We start from the raw sequence: 15,959 nt of genomic DNA on the forward strand, positions 1-15,959 counted from the left end.
TACAATGATGGTTCAAATGATCAAACACAAATGTTATCAACTGAATCTAAAACAGGCACAACTGCAGAAAAATCAACTGAATACACATATAAATATCAAATTGATTTTGATTTCACTATTCCTGAAAGTTTAAAAGGTAAACAATTTAATCTTCAATTTGTTTCATTAAAAAAAGGAACAGAAAAATCTAGTGCAACAATTATTAATATTAATCAACAAAATGTAGAAATAAGATCTTAAAATTTTTGTTTTAGTAAAAATCATTTTAAATTATCAATTAAATCAATTATAACTAGTTTATTATATTTTAAAATAATTCTTGGTGTGATTTACAATAAAAAAATAACAACCAAATGGTTGTTATTTTTATTGGTCAATTTTATGAAATGGCGCGCCCGGCAGGAGTCGAACCCGCAACCTTTAGGGCCGTAACCTAACACTCTATCCAGTTGAGCTACGGACGCATAATTGGAGGCACCAACGGGACTCGAACCCGTAATCAGAGTTTTGCAGACTCGTGCCTTGGCCTTTTGGCTATGGTGCCTAGTAGGCTTAAATTTAAGTTTTAACTTGCTAATTAATTATATCAATAATCTTTTAAATTTAAAAAAAATTTTAGAAAATAAATTCTAGCAAATTAATATATTTTTTTTATTTTAAGGTAAAATATGATTAGCTATGGAGAATGAAAAGAAAAATCAAAAAATTCTTGATAATGAAGAAATTGCTTTTAATGAATTAAAAGCACTTACTTTAAATACCAATTCTCATTATGCGGATAATCTAAATTGAATGAAAAAAAAATTTAGTTATCAGTCTTTAAATTTTTATAATAATATTTTTTGATCAAGTAAATTATCACTTAAAAAATATGATACTTTTTTTGATCTTGAAAAAGTCAATCAAATTGATTTTAATTATCAAAAAAAACTTTTAAACCTTTCTATTTTAAAAGGATTTTTTATTAAAGATTTTAATTTTACAAGCAATCAATTTAATGACATGCTTAAAAATAACATTCTTGAAAATCAACAAAAAATAAAAAAAATTAATGTGGAAATAGAAAAAAGTAACACTTTAATTGTTAATAAATTTAAACTTTAAAAAGGAGAGCAATGAAGGTAAATATTGCAATTGATGGTCCAGGAGGAGCAGGTAAATCAACAGTTTCCAAAGAAATAGCTAAAAAATTAAAATACACTTTCATCAATAGCGGTAGCGTTTATCGTGCAATTGCTTACAACGCAATTAAAAAAGGGGTGGACTTGCGTGAAAAAATTGAAGTTTTAAGCACTCTTGAACATGGGATGATTGAACTTAAATCAAATGAAGATGTATTCCTTTTTAATGAAAATATAACTAAAGCTATTCGTAATGAAGTTGTTTCACAAGCAGCAGCAAAAATTGCTAAAATTCAAGAAGTGCGTGATTTTGTTGTTAGTTTTATTCAAATAATGACCAAACGTCGCAAAGGTTTTATCATTGATGGACGTGATACAACCTTTAAAATTATGCCGCATGCAGAAGTGAAAATTTTTTTATGAGCTGATGCTAAAGAAAGAGCTCATCGCAGACACACTCAAAACATTGCTATGGGCTATGAATCTCATTATGAAGAAGTTTTATATGATATTAAAAATCGTGACTCGCAAGATATGAATCGTGAAATTGATCCACTTCATAAAACCGAAGATGCAGTATTGGTCGATTGTACTGATATGGAAGTAAATGATGTTGTTAAATATATTATCAATTTAGTAAATGAAAAAATAAAGGAGAAACAGTGCAAAACACAGTTGCAATCATTGGAAAACCCAATGTAGGTAAAAGTACTTTTTTTAATAGACTAATTGGTAGAAAAGTTTCTATTGTTGATGATAATCCTGGCGTGACCCGTGATAGACTTTATGAAACAATTACATGAACTGGCAAAAACATTAAAATTATTGATACTGGTGGAATTGAAATTGAAGATCGTCCATTTCAAAAACAAATTCAAATTCAAGCTAAAATTGCTATTGATGATGCTGATGTAATTTTGTTTTTATTTGATGGGCAAAGTCAAATTACCAATGATGATTTATACATTATGAATATTTTACGCAAAAGTAACAAACCAATTATTGCTGTTGCAAACAAATTAGAAAATGCTCAGCAATTTGATTATTCATGATACAAATTAGGTGTTGATAATATCTTTTCAATTTCCGCTTTACATGGTGAAGGAATTGGAGAAGTGCTTGATTGTGTTATTCAACATTTAGATTTTTCTGAAGATGATTTGGAAGAATATTTTAGTTTGGCCATTATTGGAAAACCAAATGCTGGTAAAAGTTCATTACTTAATAATTTGGCACAGGAAAATCGATCAATTGTTTCAGAAATTTCAGGAACTACACGTGATAGTGTAAAAACAATTGTTGAAATTAATAATCAAAAATATAAAATAATTGATACTGCTGGAATTAATAAAAAAAGTAAATTAATTGAAAGTGTTGAACATTATGCGTTAATGAGAGCTATGACATCACTTTCTGAAGCTGATTTATCCTTGATTGTAATTGATGCAACTTTAGCACAACAAGTTTCTCATTTTGATGCAAGAATAATTGGTTATGCTTTAGAAAACAACAAACCAATTATCATAGTAATAAACAAATGAGATCTAATTGAAAAAAATACTAATACAATGGCGCAATTTGAAAAAAAAATGAGACAAAAATTTCATTTTGTTCCTTGAGTACCTTTTGTGTTTATTTCTGCTAAATGCAATCAAAGAATTAATAAATTAGCTAAAACTATAGAAGAGGTAAGAAATAATCTTGAGCGTGATATTAAATCATCTTTACTATCAAATTTAATTTTAGAAACTCAGTTAATTCAAAAAGCACAACCATATAATGGTGGAAGATTGAATGTTTATTATGTTCGAAAAGAGATCGCTAAAATTCCAACTTTTACTTTTTTTGTTAACAACAAAAAATATCTTCATTTTTCATACCAAAGATTTCTTGAAAATCAATTAAGAAACAATTTTAACTTTAAAGGTTGTCCACTACAACTTAATTTTAAAAACAAAAATAATGCAATTGATTAACAAATAAAAAACACTCTTTTAACATTTATTTAATAATAAATGTTTATAGGCAAGAGTGTTTTTTTAAAAAATTAACTTATTCCCAAAATTGTAATGGGACTTTTTAATGTTCCTGAGTAAAGTAAATATTTATTATAAGTATCTGTGCTGCTATATTTACTTTCTCCAATATAATTTTCAATAATTTTATCTTTTTGTAATGTAATTTCACTTTTAATGTATATAGTTAAAACATTATTTTCAAATTTTGTTTCAACAAAACTTTCATTTTCTATAACCTTATTTGAATATTTTGTAATTTCTTTTTCAGCCCCTCCATAACCATAAAGCGCATCTCCATTATCATGTCAAATTTCACTTTGAAGAATAAATGGTGAAAAAATATAATAAGGCAAATAAATTTTGCTACTGTAATTATTTGTTTTTGTTAAAATAATTTGTTTGTTAGTTTTACTTGTATTATCATAATATTGAATTGTAATATCATTATCATTAACAATATTAAATGTCTCTTTAGCTTCAATTTTAACTTTTTTATTTTCACTAAATTTATATCCTGAAATAATCTCTTGTGATCAACTTGTTGTTTTATTGAAATTTTTTATAACTGAACTGTTTATTTGTAAATTATTTTGAATAATTTTTTTGTTTTTTAATTCATTGATAGTTTTTTGACTTTCTTTTAATTCTTTTTCAAGAGAATTAATTTTATTTTCTAAATCAATTTTCTGAATTTCAACTAGCTTACTACTTTCTATAAGCAAATCATTTTTTTCAATTAAAAGTTTTGACTGTTGATCTTTTTTGGTTAATAATTTACTATACACTAGCAAAAGCTCTGAAAAAAATTCATTATATTTGTCAATATATTCATTTAAAACTTGATTCATTATTTGAAAATTTTCTGTGTTTTTTGTTGAAAAAACATAAATAATTAATTGTTCTAGTTTGTTTGTATCAATTTTTTTATCTTTTGCAAATTCAATTAATTTTACTGCTAATTCTTTTAAATTTAAATAGCGTTTTTCTAAATCTAAAATAGTTTTGTTTAAATTATTAAGCGAATTTTTTTTATCTAAATTTAGTTGATCTAAATTATTTTTGCTTTCTTTTAATTTATCTAGAATAATTGAAAGTTCATTTTCTTTGCTTTGTAAATTATTTCTAGTTACTTGAAGTTCTTTTGAAACATTACTTAATTGAGTACTTTTTAGTGTCAAAATTTCTTTTGACTCAGTTAATTTAATTTCAAGATTTTCAAGTTGAATTTTAGTTTTTTGATATTCTTTTTTTAATGGATCTAAAATATTATTTTTATACTCACTAATGACCTGATTTGCAGTCTTCATAGCAATTTCAACACTTATTTCATATTTACTATTAAATTGATCAGTTGTATACTCGTTTTTTAAATCAACTAATTTTAAAATTTCCTTATTTAATCTTGCTACAAGTAAATTTTTATCTTGATGAGTTGAGTTGTTTATTGTTGTTGAAATTCCTTGTAATGAAAAAATAATATTTTCAAGACTTTTAAGAAGAGAAGTTGTTAAATCTTCTTTTAATTTTTTTAAATTTACTATTGCTTGAGTTTTTTCACTTTCTGATTGAATTATTTTTTGATTTAAATTTTCTTTTTCTAAATCAAGATTATTAACTTGATTTTTTAATTCTTCTATTTTAGTTAAAGATGATTTATAGTAATTTAAAAAAATTGAAATAAATTGAAAATTATACGAATTTAATTCTTGTAAATAAAATTTTATTTTTCCTGCATAAATATCAGTATCTAAAAGAATTAAATTTGAGTAATCATCAATTTTTTTAGAATTTTCAAAAGAATTTTTTATTTTTACAATATCTTGTTTAATTTTTTTTTGATATTCATTAATTTTAATTTTTAAATTGTTTAAATTATTTAAAAATTCAGTATTTAAATTATCATCATTAAAAGTTACTCCTTTTTCAATTACACTTAGCAAATATTTTTCAATCACATTTAATGTTTCTACCATTTCTTCAGAAGTTTTAATTGATTTTTGCACATAATTTTGTAATTTATCTTTAGTGGTTTGTATTTTTGTTTCAATATTTTTAATTAGATTATTTTTCTCATTGATAACTGAATTTAATCTTTCAATAAATGTAGAGTTTAAATTGTGATAATGTTCAGTTATTTTATTTATCTGATATATTGAATCTTTAAAATTTTCTTTATTATCAAATGAAATATTAATTAAATTTTTTTTAAGATTTTCAAGCAAGTTAATTTGATTAACAATTAATGTATTATCATAATTATTTTTTGTATTATTCTCTTTAATTAAAAATAATTTTTTTAGTAATATGTTAATTGAATTTAATGTAGTTTTTTTTAGTTTGTCAACATATTTTTTTAGATATTCTAATGAATCATTATCAAAAATTTTAATTTGATTATTTGTTGAATTTACAAACTGTGATAACAACTTAGTAACTTCTTCGTTTGAATTTAAATTAACTGCATTAGTTAAATTTAATACTTCTTGAAGTGAAAATATTTGTGATTTTAATTTTTTGTTTTCATTTTTCAGGTTTTCTAATTCTAAATTTAAGATATTAATTTCATTTTTTAAAAATTTAATTTTTTTGTTTTTAATAAAATTAATGATTAAACTGGATGATAAAATGGAACTTGATGTTAAAAAAAATGAAAATAAGATCAAAAATAATGTTTTCTTTCTTTTTAAATTTGTTGCATTTGATTTTTTATTTAATTTAAAATTAAACACTTTTTTCTCCTTTCATTTATAAAATGCAAAAATATTTATTTTTAATCAAAAAAAGAAAAAAGTTCAATTAATCTAAACAAAAATATTAAATAAGCAGTTTTATTTTCTATAAATAAAAAATATCTTTTGTTATATAATAAAAGTATGAAAAAATTAGGAATAATTATTGATAGTTTTGCTTCAATAACAGAAGAAAATGCCCAAAAATTGGGATATCATTTGCTACCGCTACAGGTAGAAATTGATAATGTTAGCATTAAAGACAAAACAATTGAAAACATTGAATTGTTACACAAAATTGCACAAGCTAAAATATGTAAAACTTCTTTACCTAACATAACATTAATTGAACAAGTTTTAGAAAAAACTTTAAATAAATATGATTATGTTTTATTTATTGGTGTAAGTGAACATTTATCTTCCACTGCACAATATATTCAAACATTTGCTAAAAATAATCCCAAACTAAAGATTGTTAAAAATAATTTAGTTGGAGTTCAAATTCAAAAAGCAATTGAAATTGCTCAAAATATTTTTGAAAAAACTGAAAATATTGATTTAACTTTAAAAAAATTGCAAAATTTTATCAATCAATGTTCTACATATATTCTTCCAATTAATTTAGATTATATGATCAAAGGTGGTCGTTTAACTGGTATTAAAAAATTAATTTTAACTAAAATTAAAGTTTTTCCAATTTTAAAATATGATCATGAAGGTCTTGTATCAGTTTATACAATTAAAAGAACACTAAATGGTGCTATTGAAAAATTATGCTATAAAGTTCAAGAAAATTCAAACTCACTTAAAAATAGTGTAGTTCAATTAATTAGTGGTATTGATGAAAAAATTAATAACAAATTAAAAGAAGTAGCAAAAAATATTGGATTAGTTATTTCAGCTAAAAAATTAACTCCAACTGCAATTGCAATTCACACCGGACCAGATGCAATTTGTTTAAGTGTAATGCCTGAGGAATAGGATAAATAATGAAATTTGAAATTAAAAATTTAATTAATGAAAATTCAATATTTTTAAATGTTCAAGGTCAATCTCATGATGAAGTGCTTGAAAATATTTGTATAATGCTAGAAAAAAATAATTTTATTGAAAATGCTCAAAAATTTTTTAATGCCTTAATTTATAGAGAAAATATTATGTCAACAGCACTGAATGATCAAATTGCAGTGCCACATGGAATTTCATCTACTGTATTAAAACCATTTGTTGCACTTGTTCGACTTGAAAATGAAATTGACTGAAATGCAAAAGATAACAAACCAGTAAAATTATTATTTGTAATTGGAACTTCAAAAACTGATCGCGATCACCAAATTGATATTTTACAAATGATTAGTTTACTTTCTCTTGATGAACAGTTAATTGAATTTTTTTTAAAAACTAATGATACTGAAAAAATAAAAAATATGATCGATGAAAAAGATTTATACATATATTAAAATTATGTTAAAGCAAACCAAAATTGTTTGCTTTTATTTTGTTTTATTTTTTTTAAAAAAGATTTAATAAAATGCAGTTAAAATCAATTGCACTTACTGATGTAATCATAGCAGGATGACATACATATAAATAATTTAAAAATAAACAATCAAAATCAAATAAATTACAGAAAGAAAAACCAATATCATCAGAAAAATCTAAAATTGTAAAATCTATTAATGATAAATTAATTAAATTAATGATTTGAAATTTAAAAAATATGAACAAAAACTCACATTAATTCATTGAAATTGAATTCAATAATTAAAATTATTAAATAATTTTATAGTAAATTTAATTGACTTAAATGAAATTTCTTAAAATAATAAAAATACTATTAAAAATTTACAAATGAATTAAACAAAATTTCAAATATCATTGTGCATTCAGTAATGAAACAATTAACCTTTAATTTGAAAATAATAAAAAAGTTTTGCTTTTTTATCTAAAAAAGATTTATTTGAAATAAAACTTTTATTATTTACAAAAGTTTTAATATAAAATGAACTAGCCCACCATATTGAATTGAATTTAAGCATAAAAAACAAGTGAGTATTAGTTTATCAATTATATAACTCATTTTGATGCATCTGGTATAAATTCAAAAACAATAAAATTAATATTTTATTTTCTAAATAAAGTTCAAAAGAAATGTTTTAAAATTAGTAAATTGATTTATACAAAAAATTATAAATAATATATTTACATAAAAATAATTAGATAATTTTAAAACCTCACTTTCTAATAAAAACAATTTATTATTACTTAAAAACAATCCATACAAATATGATTTAATTAACATATTAAAAAATTCAAATGTAATTGCAAAAAATCAAATTTCCTAAAAAATACATATAGAAAAATTTAACAAAAAAACAAATTAAATAAATTAAAGCAAAAATATTCAGTCAAAAATATTGAAATAATTAATTTCATTTCAAATCATGTTCTAATTTATTTTTACTTAAAAATTAGAGGATAATTAATAATGATTTTAAAAATATGAAAGAAAATATTAGCAAAAATAAAAAAAAGAAAAAAACCAAATTCAACTGAGAAAAATTTTATTACTAATAATGTTATAGATATATTATTAAATTATAAAAAGCAGCAAATTCAATTAATTAATGAAAATTTAGATCAGCAAAATTTATTTAAATCTAAAATATATAAATTAAATTCTGAAGATGAAAATTTTTTTAAAAATAAAATTTTGTCTAAAAATCCAAATTTTATTAATACAGAAAAACTAAATTTATTAGATAAAAATAATCGAAAATTTAAAGGAGTATATTTAATTGAAGTTGGACTTTATCATTATGTTGGAATTACCAACCAAAAAAAGGAATTGGTAACCGCATTGCTCAACACAAATTAAAAATTAAAAAATATTTATATGATGTTGAACAAAATAAAAGTTTTCTTAACACTTTTTACTCCGGTAAATGACAACACAAACATTTATACAGTAAAATTGTAGCAGCTCTTATTCAACAACATTTAAAAATAGAAGATATTAAATACTATTTTATTGAAGGACAAATAAATGTTTATTTAAATCGTGATGAACTTGAAAATTTAGAACAAAAATATATTGAAAAATATCAAACTATAAAATATGGTTTAAATCAACTAGAAATTGTAGTATTTGCACATAAATATTTTAATTCTAGTGAGGAAATTAAAAAAAATTTAATTTCAGATAAAGATTTATGAAACAAAATTAGTAAACAATATCAAGAATATGAAAAATGACTTGCTAATTTAAAAAATCCTCCTTACTTTAATTTTTACAATTTTCTCCAAAGTAGTACTTTGTATTTATATTTTAAAAATTTGTATGAATAATAATAATAATAATGATGATGATAATGATGATGAAAAATAAATTTTTTTTGTGTTTAATAAAATATTTATTTACAAATAGATTTTAAATAAAAACAAACAAAATCTAAACTTAAAAACAATTAAAATTAATAAAAAAGATGAAAATAATTTCATCTTTTTTATTAAATTATTTTGAATTTTAATTATGTATTTTGCTTAAAAATTTCATTACTTTATAAGTGATATTTTCAGCACTAAAACCATTGTGTGCATAAACAAAATCCCCTGGTGCAGAATGTCCAAATTCCTTTGCTAAATGGCAATCAAAAGCATTGAATTTAGATAACTGATATCACATTGAATCATTTGAGGCTTCAATTGCAAAAATTGGTTTTTTATTAATACCAAGTGTTTCAACTAAAAATTCATCAGCAAGTAATCCCTGAAGTGAAAGCACTGAAATCACATTTGCTTTAATATTTTGCTTTTTAAGCATTTCAGATGTTTTATAAGCCAGTTCAACTTCTGAACCTGAAGCTAAAAGAGTGATATCAAATTCTTGATATTTTTTAATAAAATATGCTGAACTAAATTTATTTTGTTTTTTAAATGAATTAATTGATTGTCTACATAAAATAATTGCTGTTGGTTTATTTATAGAATTTAAAGCATATTCAAAAGCATTTTTTGCTTCATTTTCATCTGCAACTCTTAAAACCTCAAAATTTGGAATTGATCTAAGCATTGTAAGTTGCTCAACAGGTTGATGAGTTGGACCATCTCCTCCAACACTATAAGAATCATGACTAAAAATATATATATTAGGAATTTGCATTAAAGCACCAAGACGTAAAGCCGCCTTTGCATAATCAGCAAAAACTAAAAAAGTCGATGCAAATGTTTTAATATTACTATGCAAATAAATTCCATTATTTATTGCAGCCATTGCAAATTCTCTAATTCCATATTGTATGTTTTTATTATCGTTAAATCCAACTTTAGTTGCTGCTCTTAAATCTGCTGATCCACCCATTAAAAACTCATGATTTTTATCTAAATGTTGCATAATTTCATGAGCGTAATTTCGAGTTGCTTGATTTGTTTGTTTAATCTCAAGATTTTTAAGTGAGAAAGTAATTTTATTGTTTATTAGATCATTTAACTTAGTAAATAAATCTGGATGCTCAATTTTATATTGTTCCAATTTTTTAATCCATCTACTGTAGGATATATTTTTAGATTTTAAAATTCTTGATCCAAAATGATAATATTTTGAATCATATTTAAATGGTTCAAAATCTATAAGTTTTAATTTTTGTTTATATTCAATGGTTTCACTTTCAGATAATATTCCATTATGTCCCATTGATTGATTTTCATATTTAGTTTTAAATGCAATTTTAGTTGGCACTTGAATGTAACTTGGTTTTGAACTTTGCTGAGCTCTTTTAATAGCATCAATAATTGTTGCGACTTTATTATTTTTTAAAATTTGAACATTAAATTTTTGTGCAATAAAATATTCCTCAAAATCAATATTATTAACTTGATCTGCATATGAATCAATTTGTACATTATTATAATCATGAATTAAAATAAGCTTATTTAGTTTGTTAGTACCAGCAAATTGAATTGCTTCAAGTGCAACCCCTTCTTGTAAATCACCATCTCCACATAATGCAAAAATGTGATGATCAATTAAATTAAAATTATTTTTGTTAAATTTTTGAGCTAAAAACTGTTCGCTTTTTGCCATTCCAACAGCCATTGCCACACCTTGTCCTAAAGGTCCAGTTGATGCATCAATTAAATTTAATTTATCAATTTCTGGATGTGAAGGAGTTTTTGAATTAAATTGTTTGTGATCAATTATGTCTTGTTTGGTTAATAATCCCATAAAGTGATAAAGTGAATAAAGACCCATTGACCCATGTCCAGCTGATAAAACAAAACGATCACGATTAATTCATTTTGGATTTTTTTCATTAAAATTCATTGATTTAATGATGCTATAAAAAATTTCATTTGCTCCAAGCGCCATTCCAATATGACCTTGCTTAGCATTGTTTATCCCATCAAGAGCCATGGCTCTTGTTGCATTAATAAATTCTACTTCAATATTTTTATCTTTCATTTTATATTAACTTTCTATTTTTATTTTTAAATTTATGAATAACTCCATCAATAATCATTGTTAAATAAATTCCAATTGCAACACCAAAGGCAATTCATTTTCCAACACTAGGAATAAGACCAATAATTCCAGGGAAATATCCAATTAAATAATCAGTGTCTCCTCAATTAAGAGAATTTAATTTGCTGCTTTCAACACTTTTTTTAGCTAATTCTCCAATTGCATTTGTTTCAGTTGGGGTTCAATTACCAGCAACAAAAATAACTGGAATAAATGTAATGATTAACCCCCCTACAAAAGGTCCAACAATAGCACCTCATATTCCACCTTTTATATTACCATATACTCCTGAAGTTGCACCAAGGAAAAAATGTGGAACAAGTCCTGGAAGAACCACTATTGGAATAATAGAACCATATCCAAGTCCAATGGTAATTAACATTCCTAAAATTCCAGCCATAAATGATGAAATAAATCCAATAATAACTGCATTTGGAGCGTAAGGGAAAACTACAGGACAATCAACTGCTACTCGAGCATTTTTAATTATTTTATCACTAATTCCTTTAAACATTGGAACAAGTTCACCAACAAATAATCTAACTCCAGATAGAATAATCTCAACTCCTGCTGTAAAAGTAAATGCTTGTACAAGCATAGTAATTACTCAATTTTCACTACTTAAAACTTTGTAAGCATCACTTTCTTTACTAATTTTACCAAGTTCATACATTATTCCAGCTGGTAAAAAAGCAAAAATATAAAAAAGAAATACGGTTATTGAAATTGAAACTAAAGTATTTCTAAAGAAAAATAATTGTTTTGGAAATTTAATAGCTTCAGTTGACAAAATAGGTTTTTTTCTAAGTTTAGAAATTCCTTCTCCAATAAGTCCTGATAATGCATAACCAAAACCACCTGTATGTCCAAGAGCAATTTCATCTGTTCCTACAATTTGTTTTGTATATCTTTGAGCTGATGCAGGACTTAGTACCATATAAATCCCCATAATAATAGCCCCAGTAATCAAACTAATAGCAAAATGTGCAATATTATTTTCAAAATCAAATCCAATTACATACATGACAATTGCAAGCATTAATGAAGTATAATAAAGAACATGTCCTGATAAGTAAACGTATTTAAGTCTTGAAAATACAGCAAGTAAAATATTAAAAATCATTCCAACAAGCATAATTAAGCTTCCAAGTGTTGTAATTAATGGAAGAGCCTTAGAAATAGCTCCAGCTAATGCATCATTATTTGGAATGATTCCATTAAGTTTATAAACTTCCTGAAAAACAGATTGAAATTTACTTAAACTACCTACAAGAACACCTGCTCCACCACCTAAAATTAAAAAACCCACAATAACTTTGAAAGTACTAATAACTACTTGAGAAATTTTTTTTCTTAGTGTAAGTGCGCCTATCATGGTAAAAATACCAACTAATAAAGCAGGTGTGCCAACAAAGGCTTTAAGAAATTCCAATAATCAAAGTCCAAAATTCATTTGTACTCCTTTATTATTTAAATTTTTAAAATTTGACGAATTTTAGTTTCTAACTCATCTTTTGATAAAATATTTGTTAAAATGATCATTTTATCTTCAGGAAAATCAATTGAAGGAGCAACGTCAGCTCCAATAACAACATAATCTACATCATTTTTGTTAAATTGTGAGATATTAGTGTGCTCAACTGATTCATATTCAATATTTAATTTATCCAAAACCATCTTTACATTCATTTCTAAAAGTAATGATGATCCTAATCCTGATCCACAAACACATTTAATTTTCATTTTGTATATCTTCCTTTTTTATTAGTTCTAAAAATGTTTCAAGAGAATTAGACTCTAAGGCTTTTTTCTTAAAATCTTTATTCATAAAATAATTTCCAAATTCTTGAATTAATTCAACATGTGAATGATTATCTGGAGATGCTAAGGTAACAATTATTTTGGCACATTTATCTTCTTGATTGTTAAAACAAACATTGTTTTTAAGTAAAATTGTTGATGCTGCAGCTTCAAAAGAATAATTTCCAGCTGGAGCATGTACAAGTGCTATTCCTTTTTCAAGTACATAGTATGCGCCAAATTTTTTGGTAATTTTTAAAATTTCATCTTCTAACTGTCAAGTTGCTTTTTTGTTATCAACTAGTAATTTTACACCTTGATTAATAACTTGTTTTCAGTCAAAATTTTTATTATCAATTCACTTTATTAATTTTGGATCAAATAATTTCATTTTTACCTCAAACTATTTTTATCTGAAAGCTAAAATCATAAATAAAACAAAAATCAAAAAAAGCAATAAAACAAAAACAGAAAAAATAATTCATCCAGGTTTATTTGAATTTATTTTTTTAACTTCTTTTGGCAAAGGCAATGATTTTATGTAAAAAAATTTATTTGGATTTTTATTTAAAAATATTTGTTTTTCTTCTTCTTGTTTTAAAATTTTTTCTAATTCTTCAAGTGTTAAAAATTCTATTTCACTAATTTCTAAATTATATAATTCATGTAGTTTTCGTATTATTTCCTGCCTTGAATTCATAAATTATTTTCTTTCTTGAATTTTATTCAAATTGTTGCTTAAAAAAATTTTTTGAACTTGATTTACATTTATTTTTTTATTATTTGAAGATTTAATAATATTTTCTAAATCATCAAAATTCAAAACATCAAAATTAGTTTTATTGATAATTTTATTTTTTTTAACTTTTTTATCAATTAAAATAACAAATTTATAGTTTAAACTATCAAAATTTGCTTTAATTCATTTATCTTGTTCAATAAAATTAACTATATTTTTATTATCAATTAAAAAAAATTGATTATTATCATTAATGTTAATAAACAACTCACTTAAAATATAAACACAATCATTAGTAATTAAAATAGCATTAAATAATGATTTTTTTTTCTTACTAAAATTATTTTTTACTAAAATGTTAAATAATATTGTGAAATTTTCTAACTGCAAATTGGATAATTTTAAGATAGCTTTTTTTGAGATATTATTGATTGTATCTTTATAATATTTACTTCTTTTTTCAATAAAGTAAATTCTAGTTCTTCAAAAAATAACAATTATTAAAATTAAAACTAAAATAAAAACAAAAAAGACAACAGCTCAATTAAGAATTGTCATTGTTTTTCTTTCATCATGTCATAAATTCTTTTTCTGATGAAAATGAAAAAATTATTGATCCACCAACTACTACATCAATATTATTGTTTTTTAATATTGCCACATTTTCAACTCGAAGACCGCCATCAGAAAATATTTTAATATCAGAATTTAATAATTTTATTTTTTTAATTTTTATTAAAAGATTTTCATTAAAAAGTTCTCCTGTTGTTCCAATTTTATTAATTGTCATCAAAAGAATAACTTTAGAATTAATAATTATATTTTTATAATTTTCAGGACTATCATTTGCTTTGAGCATAATTCCAAAATTAATATTTGGAAATTTTTTAGCTACTTCAAAGTATTCATCTTCTTTAATTTCATCAACTGGTAAAAAAATAGTTTTAAAGCCAATAGAAATTATCTTATTTAAATACTTTAATGGATTTTTTATCATTAAGTGAGCATCAAAATCAATATTTGGATATTTGTCAATTAATAATTTAGAATTTTCAAAAGTAAAACCAAAATTATCAACATAATGACCATCCATAAAATCAATATGAATGTTTGTCATTCCATTTTTAACTAATTCATTTATTATTAAATTGGATTTAAAAACATCAATTGCACAAATACTTTGTGAATATTTCATCTTGCTCCTTTTTGTAAAATATATTAAAAATCTTAATAGCTTTAAATTAAAAATGGGTTTGTTTAATTTTTTAAAACTTAAACCCATAAAAATTATAAAACAAAAAAAATTTTATTTTCAAAATAGGCTTTTTATGTTATATTATTGATAATTTTTTTCATATTTTAATTATTTATTTTTTAAAAATCAAATAATTGAATTCAATTAAATTCAAACTAATTTTGTTTATTATAAAAAAATTAAAAATTTTATTTTGATTCTAAAATTAGATTTTAACAATTTTAATGACAATTTAAATTTAAGAAAAATTTACAAAGTATTTAAATAATAGCAATTAAAAACTAGTGTTAGAATATCTAAAAGTTTGCAATTGCTTTAAACTAAATTTTTTAAATAACAAAGTAATAATCTAACAAATAAAATAGTTATAAAGTTAAGATATTGATTGTGTAATTTAATTTTTAAATCTTGCACAACTTAATATTAAAAAACAATAGCAATTATGTTAGTTGAACAATTGATTCAAACTCTTTACATGCAATTAATTAAACAAATAATTTTTATCAATGCTTTCATATCATTTTGAGTATTTTCTAATGTATCAAGTCTAACTAGTTCACTAAAATTTAAAAACAATTTTTCTTTTTGTTTAATAATTGCTATTAATGAACTACAAAGCCTAATTGTGAAACTATCAAATTCAACTGGAAATAATGATATTGCAACAACAATAAATTCAATCACAAATAGTGGTAATAACAACAAGGAAATCAAGCTTCATTTTGCAGGAGCGCAAATTGATAAAACCTACGCTTTATCAAATATCAAATTTGCTG

Annotated in this window: 16 protein-coding genes and 2 tRNA genes; 8 read left to right on the forward strand and 10 right to left on the reverse strand. The window is 22.9% G+C overall.

Features of this window, described 5'->3' with window-relative positions; translation table 4 throughout:
• A partial coding sequence (locus U744_RS04690) for a hypothetical protein (RefSeq protein ID WP_036432007.1) occupies positions 1 to 240 on the forward strand: 240 nt, incomplete at its 5' end.
• A gap of 147 nt (positions 241 to 387) precedes the next feature.
• Here U744_RS04690 and U744_RS0103275 read toward each other — a convergent pair.
• Both U744_RS0103275 and U744_RS0103280 read right to left on the reverse strand, forming a co-directional pair.
• Positions 388 to 464 (reverse strand) — tRNA-Arg (locus tag U744_RS0103275).
• Positions 465 to 469: 5 nt separating this feature from the next.
• Positions 470 to 544: transfer RNA gene (locus U744_RS0103280), tRNA-Cys, on the reverse strand.
• A 134-nt stretch (positions 545 to 678) separates the two neighbouring features.
• On the opposite strand from U744_RS0103280, the gene U744_RS0103285 reads away from it, so the two are divergent.
• Genes U744_RS0103285 through der form a run of 3 tightly spaced genes read left to right on the forward strand, consistent with a single transcriptional unit; the run spans position 679 to position 3,097 of the window.
• Positions 679 to 1,104, forward strand: a complete 426-nt coding sequence (locus U744_RS0103285; protein WP_025755649.1) for a hypothetical protein — start codon at positions 679 to 681, stop codon at positions 1,102 to 1,104.
• Between the two features lie 11 nt (positions 1,105 to 1,115).
• Entirely contained in the window at positions 1,116 to 1,823 is a 708-nt protein-coding gene (cmk, locus tag U744_RS0103290) for a (d)CMP kinase (protein ID WP_025755650.1), read from the forward strand.
• The gene (gene der, locus U744_RS0103295) at positions 1,784 to 3,097 is read left to right on the forward strand and encodes a ribosome biogenesis GTPase Der (protein ID WP_025755651.1); all 1,314 of its coding nucleotides are present in this window, start codon (positions 1,784 to 1,786) and stop codon (positions 3,095 to 3,097) included. The genes cmk and der overlap by 40 nt, the downstream gene beginning before the upstream one ends.
• Positions 3,098 to 3,168: 71 nt before the next feature.
• Here the strand turns inward: der and U744_RS0103300 are convergent, their stop codons facing one another.
• Positions 3,169 to 5,868 (reverse strand): coiled-coil domain-containing protein, encoded by a 2,700-nt coding sequence (locus U744_RS0103300; RefSeq protein ID WP_025755652.1) that lies wholly within the window; start codon positions 5,866 to 5,868, stop codon positions 3,169 to 3,171.
• 144 nt (positions 5,869 to 6,012) lie between these two features.
• Between U744_RS0103300 and U744_RS0103305 the strand changes: the two genes are divergently transcribed.
• The 3 genes from U744_RS0103305 to U744_RS0103330 all read left to right on the forward strand — a co-directional run bounded on the left by U744_RS0103305 (position 6,013) and on the right by U744_RS0103330 (position 8,746).
• On the forward strand, positions 6,013 to 6,849 hold the full coding sequence (locus U744_RS0103305) for a DegV family protein (RefSeq protein ID WP_025755653.1): 837 nt from the start codon (positions 6,013 to 6,015) through the stop codon (positions 6,847 to 6,849).
• An 8-nt stretch (positions 6,850 to 6,857) separates the two neighbouring features.
• Positions 6,858 to 7,328: a PTS sugar transporter subunit IIA gene (locus U744_RS0103310; protein WP_025755654.1), complete on the forward strand. Its 471-nt coding sequence runs from the start codon at positions 6,858 to 6,860 to the stop codon at positions 7,326 to 7,328.
• A 1,028-nt stretch (positions 7,329 to 8,356) separates the two neighbouring features.
• A complete protein-coding gene (locus tag U744_RS0103330; protein ID WP_025755656.1) occupies positions 8,357 to 8,746 on the forward strand; it encodes a hypothetical protein in 390 nt (129 codons plus the stop codon).
• Between the two features lie 648 nt (positions 8,747 to 9,394).
• Here U744_RS0103330 and U744_RS0103335 read toward each other — a convergent pair.
• From U744_RS0103335 to U744_RS0103365, 7 genes are read right to left on the reverse strand one after another with little or no spacing between them, the layout of a single operon-like run.
• Positions 9,395 to 11,329 carry a transketolase-like TK C-terminal-containing protein gene (locus U744_RS0103335; RefSeq protein ID WP_025755657.1) on the reverse strand — a complete coding sequence of 645 codons (1,935 nt, stop codon included), beginning with the start codon at positions 11,327 to 11,329 and terminating at the stop codon, positions 9,395 to 9,397.
• Between the two features lies 1 nt (position 11,330).
• Positions 11,331 to 12,842, reverse strand: a complete 1,512-nt coding sequence (locus U744_RS0103340) for a PTS ascorbate transporter subunit IIC (RefSeq protein ID WP_025755658.1) — start codon at positions 12,840 to 12,842, stop codon at positions 11,331 to 11,333.
• 17 nt (positions 12,843 to 12,859) lie between these two features.
• Positions 12,860 to 13,132, reverse strand: a complete 273-nt coding sequence (locus U744_RS0103345; RefSeq protein ID WP_025755659.1) for a PTS sugar transporter subunit IIB — start codon at positions 13,130 to 13,132, stop codon at positions 12,860 to 12,862.
• Complete coding sequence (locus U744_RS0103350) at positions 13,122 to 13,580, reverse strand: PTS sugar transporter subunit IIA (protein ID WP_025755660.1); 459 nt, start codon at positions 13,578 to 13,580, stop codon at positions 13,122 to 13,124. The genes U744_RS0103345 and U744_RS0103350 overlap by 11 nt, the downstream gene beginning before the upstream one ends.
• A gap of 18 nt (positions 13,581 to 13,598) precedes the next feature.
• Positions 13,599 to 13,889: a hypothetical protein gene (locus tag U744_RS0103355; protein ID WP_025755661.1), complete on the reverse strand. Its 291-nt coding sequence runs from the start codon at positions 13,887 to 13,889 to the stop codon at positions 13,599 to 13,601.
• A 3-nt stretch (positions 13,890 to 13,892) separates the two neighbouring features.
• Positions 13,893 to 14,486 carry a hypothetical protein gene (locus tag U744_RS0103360; RefSeq protein ID WP_025755662.1) on the reverse strand — a complete coding sequence of 198 codons (594 nt, stop codon included), beginning with the start codon at positions 14,484 to 14,486 and terminating at the stop codon, positions 13,893 to 13,895.
• Positions 14,473 to 15,123 (reverse strand): beta/alpha barrel domain-containing protein, encoded by a 651-nt coding sequence (locus U744_RS0103365; RefSeq protein WP_025755663.1) that lies wholly within the window; start codon positions 15,121 to 15,123, stop codon positions 14,473 to 14,475. Before U744_RS0103365 ends, U744_RS0103360 begins: the two co-directional genes overlap by 14 nt.
• A gap of 502 nt (positions 15,124 to 15,625) precedes the next feature.
• On the opposite strand from U744_RS0103365, the gene U744_RS04300 reads away from it, so the two are divergent.
• The coding region (locus U744_RS04300; RefSeq protein WP_036432014.1) for a hypothetical protein at positions 15,626 to 15,959 on the forward strand (334 nt) is incomplete at its 3' end.

This window comes from Mycoplasmopsis cricetuli ATCC 35279 (assembly GCF_000526955.1).
GTDB classification, from domain to species: Bacteria; Bacillota_I; Bacilli_A; order Mycoplasmatales; family Metamycoplasmataceae; genus Mycoplasmopsis; species Mycoplasmopsis cricetuli.